General features: G+C 45.3%; 35 protein-coding genes and 1 pseudogene. 7 read left to right on the plus strand and 29 right to left on the minus strand.

Annotated elements, in window-relative coordinates:
• Positions 1–20 precede the first annotated feature (20 nt).
• Together JEY82_RS13635 and JEY82_RS13640 are read right to left on the minus strand one after the other, a co-directional pair.
• Positions 21–1,835, minus strand: a complete 1,815-nt coding sequence (locus JEY82_RS13635) for a helix-hairpin-helix domain-containing protein (RefSeq protein WP_304086366.1) — start codon at positions 1,833–1,835, stop codon at positions 21–23.
• 2 nt (positions 1,836–1,837) lie between these two features.
• Positions 1,838–2,092 (minus strand): hypothetical protein, encoded by a 255-nt coding sequence (locus JEY82_RS13640; protein WP_304086367.1) that lies wholly within the window; start codon positions 2,090–2,092, stop codon positions 1,838–1,840.
• 131 nt (positions 2,093–2,223) lie between these two features.
• On the opposite strand from JEY82_RS13640, the gene JEY82_RS13645 reads away from it, so the two are divergent.
• The 5 genes from JEY82_RS13645 (at position 2,224) to JEY82_RS13665 (ending at position 5,095) form a co-directional block, all read left to right on the plus strand.
• Positions 2,224–3,321: a S24 family peptidase gene (locus JEY82_RS13645; RefSeq protein ID WP_304086370.1), complete on the plus strand. Its 1,098-nt coding sequence runs from the start codon at positions 2,224–2,226 to the stop codon at positions 3,319–3,321.
• 106 nt (positions 3,322–3,427) lie between these two features.
• Positions 3,428–3,649 carry a hypothetical protein gene (locus tag JEY82_RS13650; protein WP_304086372.1) on the plus strand — a complete coding sequence of 74 codons (222 nt, stop codon included), beginning with the start codon at positions 3,428–3,430 and terminating at the stop codon, positions 3,647–3,649.
• Between the two features lie 3 nt (positions 3,650–3,652).
• Complete coding sequence (locus JEY82_RS13655; protein ID WP_304086375.1) at positions 3,653–4,141, plus strand: hypothetical protein; 489 nt, start codon at positions 3,653–3,655, stop codon at positions 4,139–4,141.
• Between the two features lie 2 nt (positions 4,142–4,143).
• Positions 4,144–4,332: a hypothetical protein gene (locus JEY82_RS13660; RefSeq protein WP_304086378.1), complete on the plus strand. Its 189-nt coding sequence runs from the start codon at positions 4,144–4,146 to the stop codon at positions 4,330–4,332.
• A gap of 43 nt (positions 4,333–4,375) precedes the next feature.
• Positions 4,376–5,095, plus strand: a complete 720-nt coding sequence (locus JEY82_RS13665; protein WP_304086381.1) for a hypothetical protein — start codon at positions 4,376–4,378, stop codon at positions 5,093–5,095.
• A 1-nt stretch (position 5,096) separates the two neighbouring features.
• Here the strand turns inward: JEY82_RS13665 and JEY82_RS13670 are convergent, their stop codons facing one another.
• Positions 5,097–5,984, minus strand: a complete 888-nt coding sequence (locus JEY82_RS13670; RefSeq protein WP_304086383.1) for a helix-turn-helix domain-containing protein — start codon at positions 5,982–5,984, stop codon at positions 5,097–5,099.
• 140 nt (positions 5,985–6,124) lie between these two features.
• On the opposite strand from JEY82_RS13670, the gene JEY82_RS13675 reads away from it, so the two are divergent.
• Positions 6,125–6,337: a hypothetical protein gene (locus JEY82_RS13675; protein ID WP_304086386.1), complete on the plus strand. Its 213-nt coding sequence runs from the start codon at positions 6,125–6,127 to the stop codon at positions 6,335–6,337.
• A gap of 72 nt (positions 6,338–6,409) precedes the next feature.
• Here JEY82_RS13675 and JEY82_RS13680 read toward each other — a convergent pair whose 3' ends face one another.
• The 11 genes from JEY82_RS13680 to JEY82_RS13730 are packed head-to-tail and all read right to left on the minus strand — an operon-like array spanning position 6,410 to position 16,680.
• Complete coding sequence (locus JEY82_RS13680) at positions 6,410–6,790, minus strand: hypothetical protein (protein ID WP_304086389.1); 381 nt, start codon at positions 6,788–6,790, stop codon at positions 6,410–6,412.
• A gap of 3 nt (positions 6,791–6,793) precedes the next feature.
• Positions 6,794–7,138 (minus strand): hypothetical protein, encoded by a 345-nt coding sequence (locus JEY82_RS13685; protein ID WP_304086392.1) that lies wholly within the window; start codon positions 7,136–7,138, stop codon positions 6,794–6,796.
• Positions 7,138–9,705 (minus strand): hypothetical protein, encoded by a 2,568-nt coding sequence (locus JEY82_RS13690; RefSeq protein ID WP_304086395.1) that lies wholly within the window; start codon positions 9,703–9,705, stop codon positions 7,138–7,140. The genes JEY82_RS13685 and JEY82_RS13690 overlap by 1 nt, the downstream gene beginning before the upstream one ends.
• On the minus strand, positions 9,705–10,424 hold the full coding sequence (locus tag JEY82_RS13695; RefSeq protein ID WP_304086398.1) for a phage tail protein I: 720 nt from the start codon (positions 10,422–10,424) through the stop codon (positions 9,705–9,707). The genes JEY82_RS13690 and JEY82_RS13695 overlap by 1 nt, the downstream gene beginning before the upstream one ends.
• The gene (locus JEY82_RS13700) at positions 10,417–11,541 is read right to left on the minus strand and encodes a baseplate J/gp47 family protein (protein WP_304086400.1); all 1,125 of its coding nucleotides are present in this window, start codon (positions 11,539–11,541) and stop codon (positions 10,417–10,419) included. The genes JEY82_RS13695 and JEY82_RS13700 overlap by 8 nt, the downstream gene beginning before the upstream one ends.
• Positions 11,538–11,867 (minus strand): GPW/gp25 family protein, encoded by a 330-nt coding sequence (locus JEY82_RS13705; protein WP_304086402.1) that lies wholly within the window; start codon positions 11,865–11,867, stop codon positions 11,538–11,540. Before JEY82_RS13705 ends, JEY82_RS13700 begins: the two co-directional genes overlap by 4 nt.
• Complete coding sequence (locus JEY82_RS13710) at positions 11,867–12,250, minus strand: phage tail protein (RefSeq protein WP_304086404.1); 384 nt, start codon at positions 12,248–12,250, stop codon at positions 11,867–11,869. Before JEY82_RS13710 ends, JEY82_RS13705 begins: the two co-directional genes overlap by 1 nt.
• A complete protein-coding gene (locus JEY82_RS13715) occupies positions 12,250–13,152 on the minus strand; it encodes a phage baseplate assembly protein V (protein ID WP_304086407.1) in 903 nt (300 codons plus the stop codon). Before JEY82_RS13715 ends, JEY82_RS13710 begins: the two co-directional genes overlap by 1 nt.
• Positions 13,153–14,184, minus strand: a complete 1,032-nt coding sequence (locus tag JEY82_RS13720; RefSeq protein WP_304086410.1) for a phage late control D family protein — start codon at positions 14,182–14,184, stop codon at positions 13,153–13,155.
• Positions 14,181–14,387: a tail protein X gene (locus JEY82_RS13725; RefSeq protein WP_304086412.1), complete on the minus strand. Its 207-nt coding sequence runs from the start codon at positions 14,385–14,387 to the stop codon at positions 14,181–14,183. Before JEY82_RS13725 ends, JEY82_RS13720 begins: the two co-directional genes overlap by 4 nt.
• Positions 14,380–16,680 (minus strand): phage tail tape measure protein, encoded by a 2,301-nt coding sequence (locus JEY82_RS13730; protein WP_304086414.1) that lies wholly within the window; start codon positions 16,678–16,680, stop codon positions 14,380–14,382. The genes JEY82_RS13725 and JEY82_RS13730 overlap by 8 nt, the downstream gene beginning before the upstream one ends.
• 35 nt (positions 16,681–16,715) lie before the next feature.
• On the opposite strand from JEY82_RS13730, the gene JEY82_RS13735 reads away from it, so the two are divergent.
• Complete coding sequence (locus tag JEY82_RS13735; protein WP_304086416.1) at positions 16,716–16,964, plus strand: hypothetical protein; 249 nt, start codon at positions 16,716–16,718, stop codon at positions 16,962–16,964.
• An 82-nt stretch (positions 16,965–17,046) separates the two neighbouring features.
• Here the strand turns inward: JEY82_RS13735 and JEY82_RS13740 are convergent, their stop codons facing one another.
• From JEY82_RS13740 to JEY82_RS13805, 15 genes and pseudogenes are all read right to left on the minus strand, one after another.
• Positions 17,047–17,388 (minus strand): phage tail assembly protein, encoded by a 342-nt coding sequence (locus tag JEY82_RS13740; protein WP_304086419.1) that lies wholly within the window; start codon positions 17,386–17,388, stop codon positions 17,047–17,049.
• Positions 17,389–17,392: 4 nt separating this feature from the next.
• Positions 17,393–17,926, minus strand: coding sequence for a phage major tail tube protein (locus JEY82_RS13745; RefSeq protein ID WP_304086421.1), 534 nt, complete (start codon positions 17,924–17,926; stop codon positions 17,393–17,395).
• A gap of 11 nt (positions 17,927–17,937) precedes the next feature.
• On the minus strand, positions 17,938–19,161 hold the full coding sequence (locus tag JEY82_RS13750; RefSeq protein ID WP_304086423.1) for a phage tail sheath family protein: 1,224 nt from the start codon (positions 19,159–19,161) through the stop codon (positions 17,938–17,940).
• Entirely contained in the window at positions 19,162–19,629 is a 468-nt protein-coding gene (locus JEY82_RS13755) for a hypothetical protein (protein WP_304086426.1), read from the minus strand.
• Entirely contained in the window at positions 19,629–20,237 is a 609-nt protein-coding gene (locus tag JEY82_RS13760; protein WP_304086429.1) for a phage tail protein, read from the minus strand. Before JEY82_RS13760 ends, JEY82_RS13755 begins: the two co-directional genes overlap by 1 nt.
• Entirely contained in the window at positions 20,234–20,557 is a 324-nt protein-coding gene (locus JEY82_RS13765) for a hypothetical protein (RefSeq protein ID WP_304086432.1), read from the minus strand. The genes JEY82_RS13760 and JEY82_RS13765 overlap by 4 nt, the downstream gene beginning before the upstream one ends.
• 1 nt (position 20,558) lies before the next feature.
• Positions 20,559–20,840 (minus strand): hypothetical protein, encoded by a 282-nt coding sequence (locus JEY82_RS13770; protein ID WP_304086435.1) that lies wholly within the window; start codon positions 20,838–20,840, stop codon positions 20,559–20,561.
• A complete protein-coding gene (locus JEY82_RS13775) occupies positions 20,770–21,240 on the minus strand; it encodes a hypothetical protein (protein ID WP_304086437.1) in 471 nt (156 codons plus the stop codon). The genes JEY82_RS13770 and JEY82_RS13775 overlap by 71 nt, the downstream gene beginning before the upstream one ends.
• The gene (locus JEY82_RS13780; RefSeq protein ID WP_304086439.1) at positions 21,237–21,677 is read right to left on the minus strand and encodes an N-acetylmuramoyl-L-alanine amidase; all 441 of its coding nucleotides are present in this window, start codon (positions 21,675–21,677) and stop codon (positions 21,237–21,239) included. Before JEY82_RS13780 ends, JEY82_RS13775 begins: the two co-directional genes overlap by 4 nt.
• 34 nt (positions 21,678–21,711) lie before the next feature.
• Positions 21,712–22,122 (minus strand): annotated as a pseudogene (locus tag JEY82_RS19700) (phage holin family protein); the annotation flags it as partial.
• Between the two features lie 102 nt (positions 22,123–22,224).
• Positions 22,225–23,262 (minus strand): major capsid protein, encoded by a 1,038-nt coding sequence (locus tag JEY82_RS13785; RefSeq protein WP_304086441.1) that lies wholly within the window; start codon positions 23,260–23,262, stop codon positions 22,225–22,227.
• Positions 23,262–23,912 carry a head decoration protein gene (locus JEY82_RS13790; protein ID WP_304086443.1) on the minus strand — a complete coding sequence of 217 codons (651 nt, stop codon included), beginning with the start codon at positions 23,910–23,912 and terminating at the stop codon, positions 23,262–23,264. The genes JEY82_RS13785 and JEY82_RS13790 overlap by 1 nt, the downstream gene beginning before the upstream one ends.
• Positions 23,905–25,098 (minus strand): signal peptide peptidase SppA, encoded by a 1,194-nt coding sequence (gene sppA / locus JEY82_RS13795; protein ID WP_304086446.1) that lies wholly within the window; start codon positions 25,096–25,098, stop codon positions 23,905–23,907. Before sppA ends, JEY82_RS13790 begins: the two co-directional genes overlap by 8 nt.
• Complete coding sequence (locus JEY82_RS13800; RefSeq protein WP_304086449.1) at positions 25,098–26,630, minus strand: phage portal protein; 1,533 nt, start codon at positions 26,628–26,630, stop codon at positions 25,098–25,100. The genes sppA and JEY82_RS13800 overlap by 1 nt, the downstream gene beginning before the upstream one ends.
• Positions 26,630–26,872, minus strand: coding sequence for a hypothetical protein (locus tag JEY82_RS13805; RefSeq protein WP_304086451.1), 243 nt, complete (start codon positions 26,870–26,872; stop codon positions 26,630–26,632). The genes JEY82_RS13800 and JEY82_RS13805 overlap by 1 nt, the downstream gene beginning before the upstream one ends.
• Between the last annotated feature and the right edge of the window lie 43 nt (positions 26,873–26,915).

A 26,915-nucleotide genomic window follows, 5' to 3' on the forward strand; every position in this document is an offset into this window, starting at 1 on the left:
TTGTTGCTATGCTAAACGGTTTAACTCTTGATCAGCTTGAGGAATTCAGCCTCGCTCAGAACCTTGGCTCCGCTCTTGGCGGCCTTATCCGTTTTGGCTTTGCCGACGTTCGCGCCGCAGATGAGATGCGTTGTGGTGGCGGTGATGGAACCTTGGACATTCGCTCCGTTCTGGATAGCGAGGTTTTCGCAATCCTTGCGGCTTCCGGTTTCCATTTTACCAGTGAAGACAACAGACATACCTGTCATTTTACCCGCGATGCTGCCGGACTCCGGCTCAGTGGACACTTCAAACTTAAAGTGATGTATGAGCTTTTCAATCAGGGAGAGGTTGTTTTGGAGTCCGGCAACGATCGAGGATGCTGTAGCCGCACCGATGGAGGGGATGTTCATCAGCGCGTCAGGAGTAGCGAAAACAAGGTCCATGAAGGACATTTCAGTCAGGATTTTTTTAGCTGTGGATTCGCCAAGTCCATCGATGCCGAGCGCGGCGAGGAACTTAGCAGGGTTGACAGGATTCGCTTTTCGATCCTGAATTGCGCTATTAAGGTTGACACTTTGCGTCTTTCCGAACCCGAAACCGATATAATGTACGTCGTCCATCTGATCAAAGAAATGATGAAGCGGGACAGTAGCCATTTTCTCAACGGTCGAAGGGCCGAATCCTTTGATATCCAGCGTCTTAAAAAAGTGCTCCTTCTGGCGGCACTGACGCGCAACGCAGTTTTCAGCATCGCAAATAAGATTCACGCCTTCTCTATGGAGCCAGCCGCCGCATTCAGGGCAGTTGGAAGGGAGGCGGGGAGTTGTGGCTTTCAACACTTCATCAACCTTCGGAATAACTTCGCCAGCTCGAACAATGCGCAGCCGGGTTCCAACGCCGATACATTTATCTTCTATGTATGCGGAGTTGTGCCCTGTCACATTGCTGATTTTTGCACCGGAAATATTTACAGGTTCAATCTCGATAACGGGAGTGACCGCTCCAGTGCGCCCAACCTGCCAGCGAATAGCTTTGACCGTAGTCTCGGCAGTTTCGCCTTTGCGTTTGAATGCGATCTGCCATCTATGATGGTGGGATGTGGAGCCGAGGTGTTTTTTCAGATCGGAATTCGTCACTTCAAGAACGAGGCCATCGATAGGATCACTAAGCTGGTAAGCATCAGCAATCCATTCTTCATCGGTCAAGGCTCCCATTATGTCCTTGCCAGAACATGGAGGACCAAAGAGTCTTTTCAGGTGTCCAAAATTTGCAAATCTAACAGCGTCTTTGCCGAACGCTCTTTGTGCTTTTTTCGAAAGTTCATCAGCAAGGATATTACCTGCTATGAAATTCCTAGGGTGAGAATAATTTTCAGAGAGAAAATGTTTGAAGTAAGCCTTATCTACAACAATTTCACCGGGACCAATTTCATCAGGACAAATAAGAATTCCCTTATGAAGAGCATCGGTAATATCAAACCCCGTTTCGCCATCACCACGGGAAGTCAATCTTTCACCGTCCCAGTGTGCCGCCATGCCATCCAGCTTAGGCGTGATGAGATAAAAAACTTCATCAAGCCCAATCTCAGCCGCCGCAGTTTCGCACCGTTCAATAAACTTTTCTATCTCAGCGATGGAATAAGCTTTCTCAGTAGAAAGCATGGGCGAAGCGTGGCGCACTTTAAGCCGGTCGGACTTTTCCGGCTCAACCGCATGCAGAAATTTGTTGTCTGGATCAGTCGCGCGGAGTTCGTCCAGCATTTCATCATATACATGGTCGTCCATGATGGAGTTGCCAGCGCGGTATGCTTCGTTTGCTTCGGTCAGTTTGGTGACGAGTTCGGAGTTAGACATGTTTATATCCTCACTTCGTTGGTAGGGAGAGGGCCAGTCTTGCCGCGAGACTCAAGAGGGAGGGCGGCAGAAGGAACTTTGGCGGCTTCAAGGGTGGTGCGCTGTTCAGGTGTGCAGATACCCTTGTTGACAATTTGGTTTCCGCGTTTTGATCCAACGCCTAAAATGTCGGCAATCCAGTGATAGGATTTGTCGTTTTCCAGCAACCAGATCTTAAGGTTTTTGGATTGCGTTTCTGCTTTAGTTTGGTTAATCATTCTAGTGAACTCCATTTGTGTAGAAAATCTTGGTAGAGATTTCTAATAAATCAACTTCGTAAAAATAGTTTTAATAGAAATTGCTAGCAATAGTCAACAGAATTTTCTATTAAATAAAAGAAAAGTTTATTATGTGGTCAAAACAGCTTGAAATAATTGCAGAAATTGCAACAAAAAAACTTGCCGAAAACGGTCAGAAGTTTAGTTATGCCAAAGCTGAAGCTTTGATCGGTGTTAGCAAAAACAAATGGGTTGCGTGGAAGGGCGGTCAAAGACCTAGTGCTGAAGATTTGGCAAAAATTTCTAAGATTTTGAATATCTCCGCTCACTGGTTACTATTCGGAGAAGGATCTATTTCTAATGATCCGCGCGAATTAGAAGAAAATCCCGAGCTGACATGCTTTGCGGATACTATTCATGAGGTTCTTTTCGAGCGGTTGAGTACGACTCCAGAAAATTTTGCTGAGATTGGTGGTATTTCTGTGGATGAATTGACCGCTATTATGCAACGCAAGATTCAGCCTTCGGCAATGACGCTGCGAAACTGGTGTGTGCGGTATCGTGTTAACATGAACTATATAATTGCTCAGATGGGTTATCCGCTCCTTACAAGAGCGCAATACGAGCAAGACGGTCCGCTTATGTCTGTACGTAAGCGCGATAAAGAAGACGAATATCCGAGAGGTTGCGGTAATCCGCCTTTTGCAAGAGAGGCTGAGAATCTCGACAGTGATTTATATGATGGTGAACCATACGAGCACGATAGGCACAAGAAACCGCTGCCGGAAGTAACTGAAAATATGCTTTGTCCCGGGCAAGAATTGAAGCTCATAGGTATTGCTCAGTGCGGGCCGATGGGTTGGTCGCTCACAATGCCGTTGGCAGCTACGAGTTCGGTTCCGACATTTCATAAAGATATGATTGCAGCGCTCGCAATCGGTGACAGCATGGTTCCGGCGGGAATTAATCCGGGCAATATTGTTTATTGTGACCCCAGATTGGAGCCGTTGAAAAACGAGCCTATTTTCGTAATCCGGCGCGGGAGAGATGCGGATAAGGAAGGCGACGCTACAATCAAGCTTTTCGTAAAGCAGGATGACGAATGGCTGTACATGAAGGGATGGTTGCAGAAGAACGGAGAACCTCATCAGAGAGATTTTGAAATCAAGCAGCATCTTGATGAAGTTGAGGTAGTCGCTCCGGTCGTTATGATTCGAAGGCGAGTTTAATTTTTGAGGATTAACCCCTGATTTCGGTCAGGGGTATTTTTTGTGCCTGATAAGCTAGTTATAGAGTTTATTGAAATGTCGGTAGATAATTTAAAGGAGAATTTATATGACCAAAGATAAAAGTTCAAAACCGGAAGAAATTACGGCAACGGCAGATGCTCTTTATTCAATTGCTAATCAGTTGAATCGACTCGGTATTGGCAATGCTGGAACAGATGAAGGCGCAATAGAAGTCTTGGCAAAAAGTATTAAAGACGGTCTTGAATCAGTCGCTACGTCAATTGATGGACTTGCATCTGCTGTCGAAAGTTTAGCTGAAAAGGAATAACTCATGCGGAAAATATTATTACTCACCATATGCTTAATGGCTTTTGTTTTGAACGGGTGTGGTTCCTCTGATGTTCCTGGTACTTCTGAGGCTCTAAATTATAATTACCTGAAGACTGAATCTCATTCTGCTAACGATAAAACTTCGATGGTAAGGTACATACAAATTCAACCAGACCCATTAACCAAAGATGCAATTACACAAAAGGCATTAGCTCAGACTGTGATCAAAGCCGCGTTCACTCTTTATGAAGAAGAGCCAAGCGACATCACCCAGATTTATGCAGAGATTGATGAAAGTCAGATAGGCAGAGGTGAAGTGTTGGCAAAGGCTGTTTATATTCCTGGCAAAAAGGATGCTGGTGGTAGTGATGTTCCGATGTGGCAGGTTAATACCGTGGGGAAAGATATTCCTCGCGAAGTATGGGAGAAGTTGCCGCAGACTGGTTTAGTGGGTGGGATGGTTTTTAAGAAAACTTATGAGGTTGAGTAACAATGAGCGAAGAATGGAAATGTGTAATCGTCCATTGGGATGGTGACGATGAAACTATTAGGTATGATAATAACGGCGAATTTCGTATTACCAAAGTCAATGTCGTAAAGCGACTGCCAAAATTAGATATAGAGATTATCAGAAAAAATGGTTTTAAGGTTGAGATTCTAGACGATAGTAAGTGCAAATAATATTAACCTAGCCCGTTTGCTACTGTATTAGCGGGCTAGTTTCGTGAGTAAATATATGTGGGATTGGAATACTGTTTTAAGGATCATTGCTGAGATTTTCGCAATCGTTGGACTATTGATAGGAATATTCGTTTTTTGGGGTAAAAGAAAGATTGAAAGTTACTTCGCAAAGGAACTTAAAGATCACGAAGCAAAGCTTGCTAAAGAACTGCAAGATACCAAATACGAAATTGATACTCTTTTTGATAAAGTAAGCATGGTGCAAAAGAAGGAATTTGAAGTTCTGCCTATCGCTTGGGACAATCTATATGAAGCATACAGATGCATGGAGGTATACTTGTTTAGTGGTATTGAATTATATAATTTTACTGATTGGAATTCCTCCCAAGTTGAGAAGTTTCTCCGTGATAAGCAATGTAGCGAGAGTGCTATCGCAGAAATTTTAAAAAGTGGTAACAAAGGGGCGAAGTATGTATCTATGCAAGAAGAAATAAAAAAAGTTAACTTTCATAATTCGATTTATAAATTTAATGATTATATAAATCGAAATAAAATTTTTATGAAGGCCGATATACAAATAGCTTTTGTTGAAGCAATTAGTTTTTTTACAAAGGTGTTATCAACCCTTAAAAAAAGTGATAATTTCTCTGACACAGGTGATTCTATAACTGATCTTAATAATTTTAAAAATGAAGTTAAAGCGATCATGGATAAGATCGAATTTCTTGTTCAAAAGAAACTTCAATTTGAAAAAGCATTGTAGCTCACCCCTCAAAAAACTTCTCCCCAATTCCACCATAAAGCCAATGGAACCGGATTTTACAATCCAGACAGCATTGCACAAGCCATGTGTCAGGCATTTCGCGATTATTTGTCCGGACGTTTGATATTGCTGAGGACACTACGCCCAAACATACAGCTAAGTCTTTATCATTCTCTACTTGATAGGCTTCCGCCATTCTGGTGAGTATGTGTAGAGTTCTGCTGATTGCCGGGCGCGTCATGACAAAATATCTATTTCCGTAAAACATGTCCGCTAAATAAATAATATCAGCCTCAACCCGGCATATTCCATGCTTGCGCTGTGCATCAACGGTTATAGTTATCATTTCGCCGGGTGAAAGGATCGCTTTTTCAAAAGCCGCAAACATCAAGTTGTGATCCTTTTCCTGAATAGCTTCAAAAAGTGAAAAGCCGGGATTGCGTCCGTTGAAAATACAATCTTCATCTGCTGTGAACTTTAACGTTTTATAATTTTCATCAATAATCCAACGGCAATCCGTCGGCAATTTGCTTTTTCTGTCGAACAAAGCGTTTTCCAGCCGATGCAAAGTATCAACTGGATGAAAAAGCATTATTGCAAGATATTTATCTTCAATTTCAAGCGGATAAATTTGTCCAAAAATTGGATGAATCCCGTCTCCGAAATCTATCTCAACATCTATTGCAGTCAGTGACCGACTCGTTATTGCGCTTTGTATTTTTGCGAGCACAGAACCCGCTTCATTCCCGAAAACTTCATCCAATCGGCTGACCGGATATTGCAATACATCCTGCAACGGCGGGTTGCAGTGCAATATTACACCGTTAAAGTCTAATATTAAACCGTATTGACTGACCATATTCATAAAATCAATAATCTGGTTATTCAAATTCGTAAATCCTAGTTCACAAAATGTGATTTAGTTCACTTTTTGTTAACTGTTTTAAATTATTGACAAACTTTTATCAGAATAATAATTCTAATATAATGCGGGAGGTCGTTCAACGTTAAAGAATACAGGAGATTAACGTGGATAATAGTTCGAATATTAAGTTGATGATTGAAGAGGCTTGTGATCCTGCGGAGATTTTAGCAACTCTGGGGGACGGAATGACAACACTGACAAGTTTTATCGGAGGGGAAAATAAAAAGGAAACAGAATCACTAAAATTTATGATGAATTTAATGGCGAAAGGAGTGACGGAAGTCGCAGTGCGTATGAAAAATAGAGCAAGGCTGTAAAAAATAAATCCCCGGCACTCACACTGAGCACCGGGGATTTAAAAGGGTACGGGAGGTTAATCCGTTAACAGTTCAAACATTCTTCACCATTTTATAAGGTTTTCCAAATCCCCAACGGTACGAAGTCGGTAGCCACCAGACCCCGCCGATCCGCACTGCCGCAAACATTACAAGCCCCCAGCGGGGATAACCTGCTTCAGCAACTCCGTGCATAAGCTCTTTGTCAGCCGCAAGCCTCTGCGCGGCACTTCCGCCAGCATGGTATGCAATGTCGTGCCGGACGCATTCATCAGCCCACGGGACGCGCTTTCTTGTCAGTTTTTTATAGAGCCAGCTCATACCGCCGGAACAATCATCAGTTTCAAATTCTTTGATGCCGCGCCATTGGTTTTCACGATTGTATGCGTAGGCAAACCAACAGACAGCCAGTCCTAATAAAATTAATAGTTTCATAATTTACCCCTCGTTTAATTTGCAATTTGCTGGCTTCGGAAACCGCGCTTTAACAGCATCCACATGCGTTTCCCATGTTCCGTCTGATTGCATATTCATTTGCTTTTGCCACGGCCCATAAGCTGCTTCGCGGACTTCGCTCCAGCCGCCTTGTCTGTACCAATCGGTTTGCGTAATAAACTCAGGCCAGACATCAGGACAGTCCGTTAACAACTTATCAGAATAGTAATCCTCCAAATCATCATCGAATTTGCGTACAAGATTTTTTTCAGGCTTACTTACACGTTTGAGTGAAAGAACAGTTTCAGGCTCACTTGCAAGCATGATACTTAAATAATTATCAAACATTATGCGTCTCCTACTTTCTTTATCTCAACACCCATACAGCCGACTGGAACCTCGTTACCATTCAAGTCTAACTCATACGTTTTATACCCTTTAATATTAATAAGACCATCGTCGCCCCAGTTGCCGGCATCCGAATCCCAGACAAGCCCTTTGAACCAGCAAGCTAGGTGATCAGCTCCAGCTTTTTCAAACAAGCCGAATATGCACTTAAACCCTACTTTGCATGATCCACTACCCAAAGGATATACCTCATGTTTTACGGGATATCTCCACTGCCCAAGTGTGCCACCGGGAGTTAAGTTGTAACTTAAAACCTTAGCAGTAAACTCTAAATTAGGAGTTGATGTTGATGTATGTATGTTACCTGTTAAATCTCCGGCTAAAGCGTTACCAAACGATGCGTAATGATCATTAGAGTAAAAGACATCACTAAGTATTTTGACATTACTAGGATTATCGATCGGTCTAAACACCCTTGCTCTGGTTTTGTACACAGGATTTAAAGCGGTCGACAATGTCATTTCTTCAACTGACGTATACCCAAGAGCCGCATACGAAGCTAAAGAATCTACAGCGATATCATTGCCAACATTTGGCATTTCCCCACCACCAATGAGATCAAATCGAAATTGTCCCGGAACGCCCCCTTTTGAAAAAGGCTGCCACGTGCCATCTTTCTTCAATACGTTTATCACTGACGGAATCTGAGACATTTTTTTGCCAAGTCTGAACTGAATGTATGGAGATGTAATCGCAAGATCGCCAACGAATTGGCTAACCAATTCGTTGTTTTTTGTGCGGTAGCCCGTGTTTAAAGAACCGTTGCTGCCAGTTGGAATAATGGCTTCCAAATCTGCTACAGATATAGAGTTAGACACAACATTTGATACAAACTCGACGTCTGTTATTGTAAGCAAGTCTAAACCAATTGACGGGTGAACAGACTGCGCAGAATCATACCAAGTGCAAGACCAAATCAGGTAAATAAAACCTTGGTCAGCTGAAACTTCAAATGTTCCTGTGTGCTGTCCTGCTATATTATTCCCATCAAAATAACCGAGCTGGCCTAAAATATTATTCCTATCCCCATCCCTTATTTGCAATTGTGCCATCTGCCCATGTAACTCAGCAGCAGTGACATTAATATTCAAATTAAATCTTAACGTTGAATATCCGCCGGGATTTGCTGGAAGTGCAATCTTCGTGGAACACATCTGAAATACATTGCTTGTTGGACCATTACTAAAAAGAACAACTCTTGCGTTGTTATAAAATTCAGGTGTTGGCGTGGCGTCAAAATGCGGTGCGCCTGCAACGCTACCATCAAAATCTAAAGCCCATTTACCAAGCTCCGGTACATTTGAACTTGTTGGTGTTACCCACCCATCCGCAGTCAAAATATCTGGAACAGAAATCGAAGCTGGGGTCGTATTTGATTCTGCGGTGTTAGTTTTTCCGCCAATTAAATACTCAACAACATCCCGCACACCTGGCTGCTGTTCTGCGGGCTCTAAAGATTCCCGTGCAATAATAACAGGATATGTACTGCCAAGTGTAAATTCTGCTAAAACGTTACCATGATCAGGGTGCAACCGGAGGTCTTTAACTGTCCCATCTGTAGACATGATAGCGCCAGTAACTACATATGGACTCCCAGAGTCCCCAAATAATACACCTTTAATTTGTTCAGATAGTACAAAATAACTCCCATAAGTTATTCCGCTACCGTCCCCGTTCCCCGCAAGGCCTGTGCACACAGGCCCGTATCCTGTGTCAATAAATAGATCTGATATGTTCTCTATGGTAGATATAACCTCAGTTTTAAACGGCCCCTCAATGCCGTTAATCTGGCCTGATATAGCCTTAAGCACCTTATCATTAAAAATACTTTGAACATCACCGAGAACGCCCGTTATTTCACTAACGTCATGCCCGTGATTGACGTTGGCTTTATCGTTAAGAGTTGATTGTAAAGCAGCAACATCAGGGATTGAGTGAGTATGTTCTGCATCCGCAAAATCACCCATAGTTGCTGTGATTGTTGCAATTTGGGTGCGGATATCTGCATGTGCATCAACAGCTGCGTTGTGGTTGTCGATATCCTGCATGGTCGCACCGAAAAAGCGGTCATCAATTGAGATTGTCACATTGCTTGATGATCCAACCAACAGATGCAAACTGATAGGAATTTCAACGGGTGCGGAATCTTTATCAACGATGTACGAAGCTGTTTCGATAGGCGTGTAATCTGCCATATACAGAATTTCACCGAGCGTTGGGTGCATGGCAGTAACGCCGATTTCAGTGATAGCAAACCCTGTATCAAGATCACTATTGCTGAGAGTTCCAGTTACGACTGCGGCCTCTCCGCTTGTATCAAGTTTTGTTATTGATAAAGCCCGTTGCTGTCCCAGCAGATTCGCCGGAGGATCGCCAGCTTGCTGCTCGTTTGTCCATGCCCCGTTGCCGACTACAATTTTTTGCAAGGCAAGTTCAGCCCCCGCATGAGTACGCGCTAACAAGTCGCGCCCAGCAGGGGTTAAACGCATTTTTGTAAAACTGCTCATTATGCTATGACTCCTATAATTTGATTTCCGATACGCGCCAGACCTGCGGCGTATATCAGGCCGTCACCGTTGATATTCTGTGGTATGGGTAAAGTTGCCGAAACAGGCACAGCTAAACGGGCCAACCCGACAGCGTAAAGAGTTGTAGGGGAAGTCTGTACATTACAATAAATGTAACCTGTTACATTCAGACCGAGGCGACCAACGCCCGCGACATAAACCTTGCCTTCTACGTTGTGTGGAACTTCGATAGCTTCAAGGTGAGAGCGGACATTTTTAGCGGATTTTACAGCTAATAGAACAGGCTCAAAGTCTGTAATTGGTCTCGTCACTGCAACCTTGAATTTGTAGGGATCGCCGTTGTAATTAAACCATTCGATAACCTTGGCAGGTGCTCTAGTAGCAACCTCAATAGCTTTGCGTACTGCCCAAGGTGTGCCTTTCTTCTTATGCAATTTAATCGACGTTTTAACCGCTTCACGCTTTGTTTCTAGGGGCCAGTGTGGTTCCCAGTGGTCAACGTGAAATTGCCAAGCCAGTAATGAAAGGAGAGGCTCTTCAAATTCATCAATGCGAGAATAAATCAGCACTTGCGGAATAGCAGCGGTAACAGCTTTTAATTGTGAATCAAGAACCGTTGCTGAAGCTGCGATCCGTTCATCTTTTGTGATGGATGACGGAAGCAAATCCTGAAAATTAAAATCTAAAAGCTTAGTCATCCTCGAGGCCTCCGTATGTCACTAAAAGACCATCATGTGCGAGGATTGCAACTTGTCTGCCTGTGAGTGGCGTATGTACAGGTGATGTTATTTCAACTCGTTTTGCTCCAGCTTGGCGCATTTGATGTGCTAATTCTGTCGGATTGATATCGCGACCTAGTGCGGATCTTTGCCACAGCATGAAATCAGTTATGGCCTGATTTACTTTGTCCTGGATAGATGCGGCAAGTGTCGCATTAGATCTGCCGATAAACCATGAAAGTTCGATAGTGTATTCTACTGTTTCTGCCGCGAGAACTTCGGTGTTGTCTGTCAGAGGCCGCACATCTTCTGGCGAAACAACGGCCTCGACCGCATTCAATATTTCGGCATTCGGCAGTTCTCCATTCTTAAGCAAAACGATGATATCAACCTTGCCGGGAGTGGGTGAGAGCACTGCAATATCTGCTATGTCCGTATGTGCGGATTTAGCCCAATATTCATACTTGCCTGACGGTCCGGCAACGGATGCCTTTTCCGGTGAAAGCTGAACTCTTTCACGGTAACGGTCGTCGGCTTCAATTTCAGCGCCACCTAATGTGGTTGAAATATTATGTGCCTTTGTGACTCCGGCAACAGGGTCAACGAGTCGATTTATTTGGTCCGGTATAAATCCGTTTCCGATTGTTCCTTCAGTCTGGCAAGTCGCAATAGCATCTATAGATAATGATCCAGCAGGTATTTCCGCTAAGTCATCCGTTGCAAACATAAGCTGGTTGTCGGGCGTGATCCTCGTCCCGGCAGGAATCACGACAGCGGAAGTTTGCACTTCGCCAAGCTCGAAACGAACAGCTGTACTGGCGAAGTAGGCTTGTAGGCGTGGGGTGTCGGTCAGTGCTCCGAGGTGGTCAAGATGATCCCCTCTAGCGTAGGCAAGCAGGTTTTTCTTTCCCGTCAAATCAATAACCTGCCGTTGCACGGTTAGAATGTAGGCAAGAGATTCAAGATAAAGCCGGACCGGATCGCCAGCAGCCAAAGTTACTCCGGCAATTTTCTCATATCCGGTGATGACTTCTTGCTCGACATTTGATCCGTCAGTCTCGCAGAAAGATATATTCGGCAAGTTGTCTAGATTCATAGCGCACCGTCCTTAATCTTAATTCTTACAACGGGATAAAGCCGCCCCTGCATGGCATCTTTTTCTTTTGGCAAAAATTTAACGCGGGTAACGGATATGCGCGGCTCCTGCCTTTCAACTTCCTCGACAATCTCACCTGAGAACGCCGCCATTGCTTCGGGAATCGGCCTGTCCAGATATGTGATGGACAAACCGAAAGTGCGGTCGAGCGGAACTTCGCCTTTAATCGTGCTTAAAATCGTGCGCACGTTTTGCAAAATTTCAGCAATGCCTGTCGCGCCGATAACAATGGCGTTTGAAGTGCGGGTATCAACTACGGTTTCCATTAGTTGTATTCCTTGAGGCTGAGTTCGAGTTCGATGCAAAGCGGTTTACCGTCGGGGCCGTTGTGCTTGTGTCCTTCCGTGATATTTGTCACCACGAACTTTCCGTAGTTCCTGCCACCTAAAATAAGGTTGCGCGGTTCGCCTGATTCTTGCGCTGTCCAGAAGCCGATTGCTCTATCTTCTGGATCAGTGAGTCCCGCCATTAACAACACCGAGAAAGATATTTCTTCGAGTGATACGCCCGTAAATTGAAGCCGTGATTTTTTCTCAAGTACTGGGTGTTCTGCAAATTCGGCAGTGCGAGTGCGGGATAAATCTTTAAAAGTCATGACCTCTTTATCCGAGCAGGAAAAAACAATGGTTCCGAATGAGCCGACTTGCATTACACCGCCAGAGTTCCGTTGATAGGATCGTCAACGGTTAAAGTTTTTACATGTAGATGTCCGACGATGATTGAATCACCCGTAAGATGATAACTGCCTTCATGTTCAGTGTGCGCCCGTTTGTCCTCATGCCCGATTGCGCCCTCATTACCTTCGCAAGTTATGTCGCCTGTAATGTTAATGAGCGGGGAAGTCAGGTCGATGGATTGTCCGGCTTTTATTTCGGCCTTTTCCGTTGCTTCAGCTTGAATATTTTTAGCCGTAGCTTCCAAAGTCTCAGTGACCTCAATAGTCGCGTTATTGCCGACAGTGGCAGAAAGGTCATTCGTGATATCCAGCGAAGCATTCCGTCCAATTTCAGCTCCGACATCACGAACTACTTTTGCAGATAGATCGCGACCAATTGTGATAGCCGTATCTCGTCCGATATTCGCGGTCAGGTCTTGCCCGACAGTGAGTTTTGCATCGATATCAATTTCGAGATCAGCGCAACCGTTAACAACATGACCTGAAAGAAAGTGTTTTTTACGGTCGTACTGAAACCATGATCCATCTTTGAAAATGACATGCCGGACATCTGGATCAGAGAGAGGGACTGTGTCCGCGTCGGAGTAAAATGCGCTGACAACGAATCCCTGACGCTGGGCGAAGGGCAGGAACACACACAAAACATGTTCGTCCACGTCCGGCATCCAGTAACTTTTGTCGTGCAGAGTCTTGTGAGCAAGCACGGGTAGTTCGTAGGAAACAAGCTGTTTACCGGAAGCGTCTGCGTCAGGAAATTGAACTCGCACGGTCCCGCGTTCTGGGATCAGCGAAACGACTTTGCCTACACGCACCACTTGAGCCAGTGCAGATTCAAGGGAATCAAGTCTGTCCAGTATTTGTGATAATCCACTCATTTAAAATCCCAGCACTTGGTGTACGTTTGAATTCGTTGTGTATCCGCCAGAGCGGGTGAAAGCATGTGTTGCCTGGTCGATGAAATATTTGCCGGAAAAATTGCCGAATCCTGCGAGATAAATATTCATAGTTGCAGCAAGACGGGGATTGCCCATCATGGAAATGGAGCCGGTTGTTTCCATCTTATTTTTGGAACGCAGTCGAGATTTAGCAAGCCGCTGGGCTTGTGCGATAGATTCAACTTCTTTGTTGATCTGCAAAATTTCTCCGCTTGGCGGTGGATTCGGTGGGGTATAGGTAAAGCTCTTGAGCTGCTTATCTTTTGGGTCGTGATATTTAACCGTGCATGCTCGATAAATTTCGGTGATTTTAGAGCGGAGCTGTACTGAACCGATGTCAGATTCTCCGCGCGTAAACGTGTGGGCAATCGGGGCCGCTTCGTAGTCATTGCCGGAATAAATTATAAGCCGCTTGTCTGCGAGCTTGATGCTGTTGCCTTCGTCTTCGATCAATCGTTTAAGCAATTTCAGGTCGGACTCTTCGCGCTGGTCGATGCGGGTATATGTTGCATCGTTACCTTCAAATTGCAGAGTCAAACTATGTTCGGAGGCAATGTCACCGGCTATGGATGAAAGCGAAATGTTTTCCCAGGCGCGAGTTTTCTTTTCTTTGCGAATGGAGTTCATGACCAGCGCGGAAACTCCTTTCAGCATGACAGTATCGCCAGTTCCTGCAGACATTTCAATTTCATCAAGTTCAAACTTTCCGCAGGGCAGTATTATGGGCGGCGCTTGTGGTGCAAACCAGTTTTCGCAACGGATGGAAGCTTCAAGACTTGCGCCTTTGGACGGATACCAAGAATTTTTCCAGAGTGATTTGCGATCCTCAAGAGTGACAGACAAATCATCAGCTTGAGACCCAGCGTTGTCCGTGAATGAAAAATTAGTGACGTAGTCAGCAATGGAAGAGGAAATATTCACGCCGTTATAGGATAGAATGAGCTGTGCGCTACGAGGCTTAATCACGTTCATGATTTAGCCCTCCAAGGCGCAGTGGTCACGGTTACAGCGGTTTCTATTTCTGGCACGTTCAGGACTATTCCGCTTGAAAATATTATAGTTTCAGCATGATCAGGATTTACATTCATCAAATCAGAACACATGGTTTCACGGTCCCATAATTTACGGGCAATAATGTCCCAAGTATCGCCTTGGATTGTGGTGTAACTAAGCAAAACGAAGCCTCTCTTTTTTCTCGAACCACTGATCCATTATCTTGTGGATCCGTGGTTCGAGTCCTTCATTGGCCTGAGAGAGAGCCTTGCGCACGGTAGATTCGTCGCTGCCGCTGACGGTGATGTTCTGCTCTATTGTGAGGCTTATGGGGGAAGATGTTTGCGCCGTACTGGATACATGTGTGGCTGAGGATTGAACCGATGATGTTGATTTTGTGTCATCGACAAATATTTCACCACCCATGCGGGCCACAGGCGCGGAACTCTTTACCACGGTCTTGTTGGACGGGGCTGGTTCGTCAGAGCCGAACCAGCTGGACACACTTTTGAAAGCATCGATAACTAAACCGAAAGGGGAGTTTTCAAAAAGAGTTGTAATCGCATTCCAGACCCATTTAGCGCCGGATACAATTCCATCCCAAAGACCTGAGAAAAAATCTTTAACAGCACTCCAATTATTGATCAGCAGATAAGCTCCTCCAGCAAGTGCGGCAACTCCAGCTACAACTAGTCCAATAGGATTAGCTGTCATTGCCGCATTTAATAGCCATTGCGCTCCTGTCCAAACCTTGGTTCCGACAGCCACAATTTTCTGAGAGGCGGCAAAAGCGTAAGTGCGGACGGTGGCAAGTTTCTGCGAGTCGGATAACCATGTGACGGTATCTTTTAAAATGGAAATGCCGTCTGCTGCCATTGATCCAATATACTTAGTGCCCTTGATCGCCAGATTCAAAGCAAGGAAACCGAAAGCCGCTCCGCCAACTACAGCTGTTACTCCTGGGAAGTTTTCAGCCATCCAAGCAACTGGAGTAAGTAATCCCGTAAAAACACTAGTCACTGCAATTACGCCGGGGAGCAAAACGGTTCCGACAGTTGAACCGAGCATTACCAATTGGTTCTTAATCTTCTCAATTTTTACCATTCCAGACTTGAGATACTTTTGCGCTTGTTTATCAACAATACCTCTTGAACCTTCGGATACATCCTTTTGGACTGTCCGCAATTCTTTGAGCTTTTCGAGGAGTGGGGCAACGCCTTTTAACCCTTCATCGCCAAAAGTTTTTTGTAAAATTTGCGATCTTTCGTCCGTATCCATGTCGGCTGTTGCTTCTTGAATCTGTTCAAGTGTGGAGATGAGATCCAGTTGACCATTATCATCTCGCACAATATCAGTGCCGAATTCTTCCTGTGCTTTGCCAAGACTGCGGAGAACCGCATTGAGAGCTGTGCCTGCTTCCCCGCCAACTACACCCGCACTATTCAGCGTTCCGAGCATGGTTAATCCCTGCTCAATTCCCATGCCGTAAGTGTTCATGGAAGCCGCCGCTTTTTTCATAGATTCACCGAGCTGATCAAAATTAGTCAGCTGAAACTTAACCTGAGTCTTGGTGAACAAGTCACCGATGCGGTTCAGCTTTTCTTCATCAGTTCCCATCATCTTTTTGCCGAGGTTATTATATGCTGTGGCAAGGACTTCGCCGACTCCTTCGGCCTGACCGTTTGTAACTTTCGCAACCTTGGCCACAACAGAAGATCCGGCGCGGGCCATCTTTGCAGTCATCCCGGCAGAGTTCAGAGCGTATTGAATATCGAACGCTTCATTGTAAGCAACAAGGCCCGTCTTTGCTAACTGCTTTGCACTTCTCCGTGCCGCAATCATTGCATTCGCTTCATCATCAGTATTAATAGCTGTTGATAAGCGTATTTCAGATTGTTCTGCTTGGGCGGCAAGCAATACAGGGGCAAGCATTACTGCCCCCATTGCCGCAGTTTCGCCCACTTCGGTGCGGAGGTTTTGACGTTGACCAGCACGGGCAGAACGGGCTTTCATTGACTTAGCAAGGGCGCTTTGTTTTCGTGTCAGTTTTTCAACTTCGGAGGATGTGGAGCGGTAATCATTTTGCAACCCTCTGACAGATTGACCAACGGCTTTGATTGCCACAACTTGAGATTTATATTCGCGGCGAGCTGATAAGTGTCTTTTGCTAAGATTCTTTAGTTTCTTCTCTTCTTTTTCTATGAGCTGAGTATATACTTTTTTATTTGCGCCAGACCTTTGCATCGCCTGAGTGTAAGATTTCAGCCGAGTTTCACTTTCCTGATAAGCTCCGTAAAGTTGAACTACTCTTTTTTGTTGTTGAGCAAGAGCTTCACCAGCTTTAAATGGCTTTTTATCTTTTAGATCAGATATCGCCGATCCGAGTTTCCCGACTTTAGATTCAGCAGTGCCCAAAGCCGCAACAAGCCCGCCAACGGCCCCGCCTATTACAAACTTAGTTACAATGCTATTCATTTGATTTGCTCTCTAAAGTGCTGTATAATTCTGCCATGAATAGAATTAAAATCGTATTTTCATTCATATTCTTGGCGGCAGGATTATTGTTTATTCTGCTACTCGGTGCATCTGTTTTTCTTGTATCAAGCAAGGGAGCCGTTGATCTTGTCTTAGTTCCCAACTGGCAAACACTCGGTACGTTCCTTGTCGGTGCGGTGCTTTTGTTTGTTATCTGGCAAGAGCTAGGTAACGAGGTTAAGAATCTATTCCGATCCTCTATGAGGCTGTTCAGAAGGGGCTAATTACTCCTGAAGAATAGCCGCCCCTTTTCATCCTTCGGCAAAGCCTCAAGATTTTTTCTGAACTCTTCTAATGTCATGTTGCCTATTTCTTTTCGGCTCCATCCTGACCAGCTGGCGAGACAGAGGACTCCTCTTCGGAGGGATGCACTATCTTCTCGGAGCTGGTGGTCATTAAAAAAACGTATTTTTCCTGTAATTTAAGATAATCCACATGGTCCCATGTCAGAAGGTCTTCTACCGGGATTCCGCAGGTTAAAGAAAATAGACACGCTTCCATTTCAGCCCCGGTCTTAGTCGAGGCCATGACCTCAGCGTCAATCGAATCCTGCACTTTCTGGCGGCGCATAGTTACAAATTCAACTTCGTTGTCGCCGACTGTTACCGGGTAATCAAAATTAATTTTGACAGTTTCAAGTCTTGCCATCTTCTTAACCCTCCATTCCTATATTACTTCTGATTTTAGCCATGTAATCGACACCATCGACCACGTATTTATAGTTGAGCTTGTCGTACTCGATCGCGTCTTTGCCATCGATAACGAGCTTTACGTAAATGACTCCGAGCTCAATTTCGTTACCCTGCGGTTTGCCAACTTCCAGTTTACCGAGAGTAGATTTTTTAGGCAGGGTGCGCAGAACAATTCGTTCCGGTGTATGCGTGAATTTGCCTTCACTGCCTTTGTAGCCTTGCGTAGAAATGCGTAGATCCAGATGGTGACCTTCAGGGGCCAGAAGTTTGATGTAGTTGGAAGTCTTTTTGTTAAATGACAGTTTTACTGTCATGGGTTTAAAAAGTCCGACAACAGGCATTTCCAACTCACCGCCAAGACCTGCCCCTGTCAGGGTTTCGGTTATGGCTTCAAAGTCTGGCAGTTCAACTGTTGCCGTGCCAAGAGATGTTCCGGTTCCAAGGTAGACACTAAATCGCCCAGTCAATCCGATTGCTTTATTGCTTTCGTTCATAATAATTTTCCTTATTTGAACAGGGTTGAAATATATTTAGGATCATATTCCAGAATGTTGATGATTTCCCGAGCCGGAGAGGGCGGGGTCATGTACGTGTGGAACCTGACTATTCCGTCCATGAGATCAGTTGTCGGATTTTCTGATTCCAGAATCTCAATACGACCGCCGAGAATTATTTCGCGGGAAGCAAAAGAATTTAGCCGGATATTTTCACTGTCCATAATAGTGGTCAGCAAACGGCGGGTTAGGGGCCAATCTACTTTTGAAAAGTAGGTCAGAATAAAAGTGTTGGAATGCCAGTTGAAAAAGCGGCGTACAGGAATAAATGAATCTTTGGGATCGGTGTTTGAAGGATAGCAAGCTGTGCGGTTGCCCCAACATTTCCAGCCGCCATCCCAGTTCATCGCGGTTATGATGCCTTGACTGTTAAGATAGTTGGCTTCATCAAGTCCGAGGCGGAGTTCGTTTCCAGCAAGATCATTGCCTGTGATTTCCATGCGCTGGTTGGAAGGTGAGCGGAAAGGAATACCTTCCGCATCATGATCCACACGGGCAAGAAGCGCGGCAACGTGACTGCTCAAATGATAAATCTTGTCGCCTTTTTTGACCTTTGGAAAACAAACAATCATATGTTCGTCTGTGAGATTGCTTGTCTCTTTATAGCTCGGAGTATCAGTGTATTTTGTGACTGATTCGGGGATATCAATTATGGCCATTGCTTTAAAAATGCCGTTGATGAGGCTTGCTTTGCTACTCATGGAAATTGCAACCGCAGGTTCATCGGAAAAGCCCGGCGCTACAATCGAACCCGGTATAATGCGATACTTCGGAAAGACCTCATTTATAAGTTCGAGTCCGGTTTTTTCGAGCGTATCAGCATCAACTCCGCCGATAATATCGTCACCAGTAACAACTGTGGGGTCGGAGATTTCACCAGTTTTATGAACGGCAGGGTCGTAAACATTTACGAAGACTGCCGGACACATTCCGTAATCAACAAAATATGCTGTTGCGAATTCGCAGAGTGTGTATTTTTCCCAGTCCTCATCGTAGCCGAACGCTGCGACATATTCCGTCATGCTAAAACAGAGAACAGGTTCATTGACCGGAAGAGTTCCTTCCGTAGGTCCGGGAGCCGTTCCGAATACAACAGGTATTGCCGAGTCTACACGCCGAGGCGGGACTAGAGATGTCGGCACTTCAAATGGATAGATACCGTGTCCGTATGTCATTTAATCCTCCTGTAAAATTGGTTTGCTTGGAAAGGGGTAGAACCAGCTACACCTGACCGTGGAAACGTGGTGAGTGTGATGCCTTGCATCTGGATCAAGCAGAGGATTTCGGGCAATGACCGAACCTGTTCGCTTGTATTTATCTTCAAGAAATTCGTTATCTCGCAGTAATCTGCGAATTCTGCCGGAAACAATGTTCGACCAGCTTTCGCAAACCGTGCGGCCTTCACCTGAGTAAACGCAAATCAGAATATCCAGTGTTTCGATTGCGCCATCTTCGTCATCCTCTGAACTCACCCATCGGATAACTAGACAAGGATATATTTCATCATCCGTGTCTTTTGCGGGAATGGCATTCTGATATATTTTGAAGGGTACAAGTTCAGCCTTGCCAGCTTTCTCAAGCTTCAAATCCGCAAGATTCACTTCTAATAATCTTTTAAGGGACATCATTACGAGTTCAGTCATTATCTCAGCCCCGCTTGTCTAAGAATGTGAGTTGCTTCATGTTCGAGATTTTTTTCCATTAACTCTTGCACTTTAAATTGAAGCTCATGCTGGACGCTTGAATCTTCGAGCAGACGCAAGGGGGAAGGGCCGTAGAGTTTGGCAATAGGTAATCGGCTGTCACCGACTCGTTTCATGATTGCACCAGCCTTAAGCTGAAAACCGCCTTTGACCAGCTTACGACCTCCAGTCTTTTTAACTTTGACTGTTACGCCCGTGCGCTTAACTCGTGCCGTACCGCCGGATCTGGTTTTAGTTTCTGCTGTAATAGCCCGTGCCCGTGGGTTGAAATGCGAAAGAGATATGGAACTGTTTCCGCTGGCATGAAGCTCTGCATTGGGATTCCACTTAGAAGCTTGAACAACTGAAAAGCTCTTTTCCAAATCACGGGATAGAATAGAATATTCTGATAAAACTGATTTCTTAACCGCGACTTTTAAACTCTTGATGGACTTATTAGCGGCCCGCTGACACGCCAAATGCATGCCGCCGGGAACGAGTGCGAGAGTGTCCCGCATATTTGCAAGCTGCTTCATTGCATCAGATGTATCTATTTCAAGAACGCTCATGATTTTTCTCTGTAAATCTGAATGTTAAGCATAACGCCTTCGCCTTTAACTCTGGAAACGATCCACTTCTCATTATTAAACTTGTACTCTTTATGGAGCCGGGGCCTTTCAATATCGTCTGAAACAATAAGGACGCTTTTAATTTCTACGCTCACACCGGCTCTGGTTGAATCGAAGGTTTCACCGTCGCTTTGTCCTTCGCCTTCGTCCGTAACAACGGCACTGATAAATTTGCCATTCCAGTTAATGGATTCAGCAAATTCATTCTGATTCATAAAGACGTTCTGTGCGTCGAGTGTCATTTGCGTCTTGAAGTCCATTTTATTTTCCAGCTTGTGAGCGGTAGCAGTTGTTTTCGGCTTCAAGACCTTCGGTATAAGCCTGACTTTCGACAGCGTTGTGCATTGTGCGGCTTACGTTTTCCTTTGAGCCTATGTGTTGATCTTCAAGTAATGGTTGAAAGTTTGGCTTTTCTGGAGAAACACATTCAACATATTTTGCAACAACTTCGACCCGCCGGACTTCATCAATTTTACTGACTCGCTTCTGGTTGCATGCCGAGAGTATGGTTAATAAACTCAGCAGCATTACGACTGTCTTCATAGCTGATGACTCCGGTTGAATTGGTTATGGGATGATTCCGGGCCGAGTTAAAAAGCCGCACGGCCTTCGCGTGTTGGATGCGATATTTTTTAGCGGACTTCTGGACCGTACTGAGTTGCCCCTGAAGGCTGGCGATGACTCGTGTGGTCTGGTTGCCACTTTCTTTAAGCAAGGTAATTGCGGTTTCGCCTGTTCTTATTTCCAGCTTGAATCCGGCGATGTCCTCGTTCAGCTCCGCCTTATCTTTTTCAAGGATTGCAATGTCAGTTTTCAGCCATGATATTTTGAAACATAAGCCGCCGATTACAATTGTAAGAATCAGCACACCGACAACTATGGCGATGATTTTGCCTTTGCCGCTGCCTGTGAAGAATCCGAGAATTGTTGCTATGGGGATCATGACCACATTTCCCAGAGCCGCGCTCTGACTTCGTCCATGTCCAGATTAGGACAGGTTTTGTGGTCATCCATTTCGTAGTGTCCGTAAATTGCGTCTGGATCTAGTCCGTACAGCTTGAGCAATTCAGCCAGTTTCTGATAAAGAACTTCCATCTGCATATCTGTGAAAAAGTCTTTACCAATTAGGCAGAGTCCTACGGAACGGCTGTTGTAGCCTTTGCAATGTGCGCCAACCACTTCGAGTGAACGACCAGATTCAATGAATCCGTCAAGAGTCGGATCATAGTCGCCGTGGCTTGTGGGGTGGCCGTTCAGGATTACCCCGTGGTATCCGATCCCGCTCCAACCGTTCTGAAGATGCCATTGATTGATTACTTCCGCGTTGCCCCAAGTTGAATCCGAGCAGTGAACTATTATTATGTCTATTTGACGTGCCATAACGACTCCTGTCTTGAATTGGATCAAATTCGTCTCTGAAGGACTTGATCCTGTCTGTGAGTTGGCGCGGAATTACATGCACATCCATTTCAGCCAGATGAACAGCCACGCTTAAAAATTCATTTGAGGCCAGATACATAACCAAGAATTCGCGAACATAGGCACAAACAGAGGGCAGAGATTCATCTAGAGTTACATCGAGCATGTTCGCCATGATGATTGCGATTGAATAGACAACAAATTTACCAATACCGTGACGGAATTTGGTTATACGGAATGAACCATTCTGTAGAGAGCGGCCTACTCCTAAAGCGAAGTCGGACAAATACAGAACAACCAAAGCAAGCAATGCTGCATCGAAACCACCAAAAAGCCATGTGGCGGCTGAACAACAGCCCGCTAAGCAAGCCTTCATGGTTATGTGGTCGAAAAGCTGATTCATCATTGCATCCGGCTTTTGTTTGTGCCCGGACCGCTGAAAACGGGTAAGTGCGGTCCGGGCTGTTTGCGATGGAGAGTTAAGGCTTATTCAATAGTCTGTTAGCTGCTATGGAATCTCAAACTCTTCGCCAGCAGTGACAGTGACAAGTACTTGCGGGCGCATACATAGGAATATTGGGTTGGACTCGTAGTAGAGGTCGAGGCCTTTATCAAAATCCAAAACCTTTCTACGGGCGTAGATGGGAATTCCTTCGGTGTTTACTGTGTCCATAAACTCGCCTGGTCCCCAAGCTCCACCAAACGTTTCATAAGTTCCTTCTGGATAAGCAATGCCTTCACCGGGATTAATGAAACGACGTTGCACTCCTTTTGAGGTTGGAGCTTGCCCGCGGTAAACTTCAAATCGGACGTTGCCGAAAACAAAGGCTTTGAATGATGCTCCAACCAGTTTTGCTGCACCACTTTGCGCCAAATAGAACTTTTCAACATTTGGATGAGTGATCAGTAAGCGGAAAAATTCAGGTGACACGCGACAAACAACCTCAGTCATAGTGTCGCCCTGAAGGTACCTTTCAACATGGGCAACTATTTCTTCACACTTTCCATCAACGTCAGTTTTTGGGTTGTGAAGTTCAAAATCGATTACCTTTTTAGTAACTTCGAATTTGTCATAGAGATTGAAAAGAACTCGTGAACCATCGCCGTCAATGATTTCACCTTTTAAAGCTCCCCACATGAGATGTTCCCAAGTGAGTTCAAAACGGCGGCGGTTTTTTAGGGATTTCTTTTCCATTACATTGTGGGCGTGATCAAGTTCTGTTCCGCCAAAGGCTCTAATCCCGGAAAATTCACTCGGACGGATAGTATCTCTGAGCGGGATGTGCGGAATTTTGAAAGTAACCATGCTACGTTCTTCTTGAGTAGAAAGGTTAGCATCTCCATCTTCGGGCTTAGTTTCGAGCAACTGAAGCTGGTTATTCACCATTTCAATAGAAATAGTTTTTGTTGAAACTCCAACAGGATTAAATAGGCCGGACGGAAGCAACAACCCATAAGTTGGCTGGATAAAGTTGATCCCTGCTGTAAGTTCCATTGCTCCGAAAGCATTCTCGTCATCATAGGGGGTTGAAATTAAAACACCCATTAGACACCTTCCTTATTGAGTATTGATCTAGATGCGAAGATTGTCAGAGCATTTTCTATCTGGTCCGGTGTGAAGCCTTCAGGCCAGACAAGGTTCGAAGCGCGGATTAAAGCTCTTTCTTTTATAACGACACCGGGGAAATCATTGTTGGTTGCGTCGTATTCGTCGGCGGTGAATCCGTAGGGGATTTGAGTCCCGTCAGTTGCCGCAGGATCAAGCTGAAAAGCTTTTCCGTCACCGGGACCAATTTCAACAGTGAAGGAATCTCCGACGACAAAATCAGGATCACTGTCACTTATGGTGAAGTTGATATGTGGAGATACAAAAGGAGTTCCGACAAGTGCATCCGGCAAGCGAACTCCTTCTGGAGTGGTAACGATAAATCTACCACCTGCCGCTTCAGCTTCAACACAAGTCATTGTGTAGGGGCCGTACATTGCCAGCATATTAATTGAGATATCTGACATGTTGCCTAATCCGACATTTCCGGCTCCGGGTGTAGCTGCTTCAGGTACGGAAAAAAGTTTACGGCCCATCACAGTACCGACAGGATGTTTCTTGCTCTGACCAATGGTTACATTTTCGCGACCAAAGTCCCGGTCGTTTTCACGGATAACGATGTCGTGGATTGCTTTTTTTTGTTTATACATTAGCTAGACCGCCCTGATGTTTAGCTTTCATTCTTGCGGAAAAGGACTGTGCGGAAGGATTGCTCTTTTTTGACCCCGGAACTATTCCCGGCTGATCTGTCTTAAGCAATGCCGCTAACATCTCAGCCTGTTTGGAATCATCAACCTTTGCTTCCGGCTGTACGTTTACATCATAAGCAAGGCCGAGAGTTGTGATCTGTTCTGTGTTCAGTCCAGCTTCAAGGGCTGCTTTAAGTTTGCCGCCAGCGGTGTCTCCGAACATTGCGATAGCCGCGTCCGATGCAAGTTTAATTGTTTCTGTTTTGGCTCCCGCTAATTGGGAGGTAGCCTCAGCCGTTGCGTTGTCTTCAATTGCTTTGACAACATCGGGATAAGTTGCCCGCAGTTCATTCGCATCCATGCTAGCCTCCTTGAGGATATGCGAAGTTAATTGATCTCGAGTGCATACGCAGTCGATGAGGCCGATGGTTTTTGCTTCTTCACCAAGGAAGACGCGACCTTCGGCCCATTCATTTTTGTTTGAAATTTTAAGTTTTTTTCGATTGCAGGCGATTGAATTAATGAAAATTTCGCAGGTCTGGTCGAGATGAGATTGCAACGATGTTTTTGCTTTATCGCTGAGAGATTCGAGATGAATTCCTAAAGCTTTAAATTCACCAGCGCGGAAGATTGTCGGCTTGATTCCAGCATCATTATACAAGCCCGTGTAATCCATATGAACCATGATCACGCCGATGGAACCGAGATCCGCAGTTTTGCCAGCTGCGAAATACCTTGCGCCGGAGCCTACCCAATATGCCGCAGAAGTTGCTTGGCTGGATGAGTAAGCATAGACGGGCTTTTTTTTATCAGCGTCAGCAACCGCAGTAGCTAAGTCGTCACAGCCGGAGACAGTGCCGCCGGGTGAATCGATCTCAAGAAGAATTGAGCGAACTGAATAATCAGCAATAGCGGCTTTAATCTGCTCTTTGATCACAGTGTAAGAAGAGCAGTAAGGAGGCCAGTGGAAGTTCATGTTCAGTGAACCAGCAACCTTGATTATTGCGACATTTCCTTCGAGCTTGAAAGGGCGTTTCTTGCCGGAGAATGCGTTCGCTTCGGCATCGAGAGTTAGATCACTGTTTAAAAATGGTATCAGTGATGTTTCTTCCATCAACCAAAAATTTTCACGAAGTAGTGTTTTCATTATGCGGCTCCCGTTTTTGGGATTTCTTCTTCTTGTTCTTCCGGCTCATCCGGGTAGGTCTGCACATTGGCAGGGTCGAGTACAGGCAAGTTGAGTTTTTTCCGATAATTTTGTTCTACTGCTTCTTGCTCAAACTCTTCGCGCCAGTCTTTGCCCTGTTCGCCTAAAACTTCTTTGTATGTTTTCTGGCCAGTTGCGATTGCACGTTCATTTGCTTTTGCTTCTTTGTCTGGATCGATGTGTCCGCGCGGTGGCGGTGTCCAACGGCATGCTGTCCAGAGTCTCATTGCTTCGTAAAAGCCGGGTGCTCCGGCAGGAATTTTCCAGTAACCGCGCAAGTAGGCTTCTTCCAGAACCATGATGCGGATAGGTTGCAAAAAATGCCGAACCAGCCAACCGCGATACACTTCAAATTCACGCCAGCTTTCAAGCAGTGCGGCTCTTGCAGATGAATAATTTGTTTCCGAAAAATCTTTGATAACCTGATGATAAGGAAGCCCTGCAGCGGCGGCTAAGGTTCTGATTACGGTCTTGAAAAAGGGGTCAAAATTATTGCCCGGACGGTCCGAGGAAATCGGATTAACTGTTTCGCCGGGGTTGGTGTAAAGGATCTGTCCGGCATCAACATTCTGATACCAACGCGGATCCCAATCTTTCGACATTGGATCATCAAAACCTTCGGGAGGGATGGCTCGTTCAATAGCAATAGGGAAAGAGGCCGTGACGATTTGAGCAATCAGCTCGTAATCGAGAAAATCGTATTTATCGCGGAAAAGTTTAATGACCGGAGCAAGAATAGAAACTCCGCGCACCTGTTCAGGATCGACAGAGCGGAAGCAATGAAAAAAGCGGCGGCGGTGTCCGGCTTTGGCTTTGTAATATGTATATGATTCGGGGTCGTTTATTTCTGCCGGAGTGTGAATGTAGTAGCCATCAACCTCACCGTCTTCGTCAAAATTGATGCCGTCCCGTAGATAAGGAGACATCAATTCGTTCGGTGGTGTTTTTAATCTCAGCGGATGGATATCTTGCAGAGTAAAAGAAAAATTGCGCTGTTTACGAGTCCTAGCCGGTTCGTCGAGAAATCTGCACAAGTAGCAGAATTCCCCGAACGGAATCAAAGTAGAAACTGATAAAGCCTGAATGTCTGCAAAATGGAGTAGGCCTCCGATATGAGCTTCACTTGTCCAGAGTTCGAAAGCTTCTTCTTGCGCGGATTCTATTTCGAGAATTTGATCCGCTGTAAGGTTTAATTTTTTCGCAGCAAGAGACGATTGTGGACGGATGCCCGGTCCAGCTACGTTTGTTGTGAGAGTCGAGCGGATGGACGCGGCGTGTCCGTCATTGGAGACAATGTCTTCCGTGCGAGTCTGCATGCGCTCACGGTCGAGCCGTTCACTGCCGCGGTGAGCGCGTTGAGGATTCCAATTCGCCATCGTGCCGCCATGACTTGCCCCGACACGACGAACAGGACGAATGGCATTAGCACGAGCGCCAGCCTTAAGGCGTTTTATCTTGCGAAGGGCATTCATTAGAATACCCGCCCGATTCTGGCAGTGAAGATGCGAGGCTTGGAAGTACCTGCGCGGCGGCGTTGTTCTGCCGCGATATCGCCGAGCATTTCTTTTAATTTGGGAATTTCAGCGCGTTCAAAAGACTGACCAGCAACGGTGTAGCTTTTGTTCATAGCGCAAGCGAGAAGACCTTTCTTGCATTCAGAGGAAAGGTCTTCAAGTTCAGCATCAGAGAAGGGTTCTAAGTAGTTGCCAGACATGAATGCACGTTAAATCATGGGGGGATTTAACGCACGGACAGGT

It is taken from the genome of Maridesulfovibrio ferrireducens (assembly GCF_016342405.1).
Taxonomy (GTDB): Bacteria; Desulfobacterota; Desulfovibrionia; order Desulfovibrionales; family Desulfovibrionaceae; genus Maridesulfovibrio; species Maridesulfovibrio ferrireducens_A.

Coding starts and splice junctions, on each gene's coding strand:
- JEY82_RS13635 (WP_304086366.1), bottom strand. CDS start 1,835: ATGTCTAACTCCGAACTCGTCACCAAACTGACCGAAGCAAACGAAGCA.
- JEY82_RS13640 (WP_304086367.1), bottom strand. CDS start 2,092: ATGATTAACCAAACTAAAGCAGAAACGCAATCCAAAAACCTTAAGATC.
- JEY82_RS13645 (WP_304086370.1), top strand. CDS start 2,224: ATGTGGTCAAAACAGCTTGAAATAATTGCAGAAATTGCAACAAAAAAA.
- JEY82_RS13650 (WP_304086372.1), top strand. CDS start 3,428: ATGACCAAAGATAAAAGTTCAAAACCGGAAGAAATTACGGCAACGGCA.
- JEY82_RS13655 (WP_304086375.1), top strand. CDS start 3,653: ATGCGGAAAATATTATTACTCACCATATGCTTAATGGCTTTTGTTTTG.
- JEY82_RS13660 (WP_304086378.1), top strand. CDS start 4,144: ATGAGCGAAGAATGGAAATGTGTAATCGTCCATTGGGATGGTGACGAT.
- JEY82_RS13680 (WP_304086389.1), bottom strand. CDS start 6,790: ATGAAACTATTAATTTTATTAGGACTGGCTGTCTGTTGGTTTGCCTAC.
- JEY82_RS13685 (WP_304086392.1), bottom strand. CDS start 7,138: ATGTTTGATAATTATTTAAGTATCATGCTTGCAAGTGAGCCTGAAACT.
- JEY82_RS13690 (WP_304086395.1), bottom strand. CDS start 9,705: ATGAGCAGTTTTACAAAAATGCGTTTAACCCCTGCTGGGCGCGACTTG.
- JEY82_RS13695 (WP_304086398.1), bottom strand. CDS start 10,424: ATGACTAAGCTTTTAGATTTTAATTTTCAGGATTTGCTTCCGTCATCC.
- JEY82_RS13700 (WP_304086400.1), bottom strand. CDS start 11,541: ATGAATCTAGACAACTTGCCGAATATATCTTTCTGCGAGACTGACGGA.
- JEY82_RS13705 (WP_304086402.1), bottom strand. CDS start 11,867: ATGGAAACCGTAGTTGATACCCGCACTTCAAACGCCATTGTTATCGGC.
- JEY82_RS13710 (WP_304086404.1), bottom strand. CDS start 12,250: ATGCAAGTCGGCTCATTCGGAACCATTGTTTTTTCCTGCTCGGATAAA.
- JEY82_RS13715 (WP_304086407.1), bottom strand. CDS start 13,152: ATGAGTGGATTATCACAAATACTGGACAGACTTGATTCCCTTGAATCT.
- JEY82_RS13720 (WP_304086410.1), bottom strand. CDS start 14,184: ATGAACGTGATTAAGCCTCGTAGCGCACAGCTCATTCTATCCTATAAC.
- JEY82_RS13730 (WP_304086414.1), bottom strand. CDS start 16,680: ATGAATAGCATTGTAACTAAGTTTGTAATAGGCGGGGCCGTTGGCGGG.
- JEY82_RS13735 (WP_304086416.1), top strand. CDS start 16,716: ATGAATAGAATTAAAATCGTATTTTCATTCATATTCTTGGCGGCAGGA.
- JEY82_RS13740 (WP_304086419.1), bottom strand. CDS start 17,388: ATGGCAAGACTTGAAACTGTCAAAATTAATTTTGATTACCCGGTAACA.
- JEY82_RS13745 (WP_304086421.1), bottom strand. CDS start 17,926: ATGAACGAAAGCAATAAAGCAATCGGATTGACTGGGCGATTTAGTGTC.
- JEY82_RS13750 (WP_304086423.1), bottom strand. CDS start 19,161: ATGACATACGGACACGGTATCTATCCATTTGAAGTGCCGACATCTCTA.
- JEY82_RS13755 (WP_304086426.1), bottom strand. CDS start 19,629: ATGACTGAACTCGTAATGATGTCCCTTAAAAGATTATTAGAAGTGAAT.
- JEY82_RS13760 (WP_304086429.1), bottom strand. CDS start 20,237: ATGAGCGTTCTTGAAATAGATACATCTGATGCAATGAAGCAGCTTGCA.
- JEY82_RS13765 (WP_304086432.1), bottom strand. CDS start 20,557: ATGGACTTCAAGACGCAAATGACACTCGACGCACAGAACGTCTTTATG.
- JEY82_RS13770 (WP_304086435.1), bottom strand. CDS start 20,840: ATGAAGACAGTCGTAATGCTGCTGAGTTTATTAACCATACTCTCGGCA.
- JEY82_RS13775 (WP_304086437.1), bottom strand. CDS start 21,240: ATGATCCCCATAGCAACAATTCTCGGATTCTTCACAGGCAGCGGCAAA.
- JEY82_RS13780 (WP_304086439.1), bottom strand. CDS start 21,677: ATGGCACGTCAAATAGACATAATAATAGTTCACTGCTCGGATTCAACT.
- JEY82_RS13785 (WP_304086441.1), bottom strand. CDS start 23,262: ATGGGTGTTTTAATTTCAACCCCCTATGATGACGAGAATGCTTTCGGA.
- JEY82_RS13790 (WP_304086443.1), bottom strand. CDS start 23,912: ATGTATAAACAAAAAAAAGCAATCCACGACATCGTTATCCGTGAAAAC.
- sppA (WP_304086446.1), bottom strand. CDS start 25,098: ATGAAAACACTACTTCGTGAAAATTTTTGGTTGATGGAAGAAACATCA.
- JEY82_RS13800 (WP_304086449.1), bottom strand. CDS start 26,630: ATGAATGCCCTTCGCAAGATAAAACGCCTTAAGGCTGGCGCTCGTGCT.
- JEY82_RS13805 (WP_304086451.1), bottom strand. CDS start 26,872: ATGTCTGGCAACTACTTAGAACCCTTCTCTGATGCTGAACTTGAAGAC.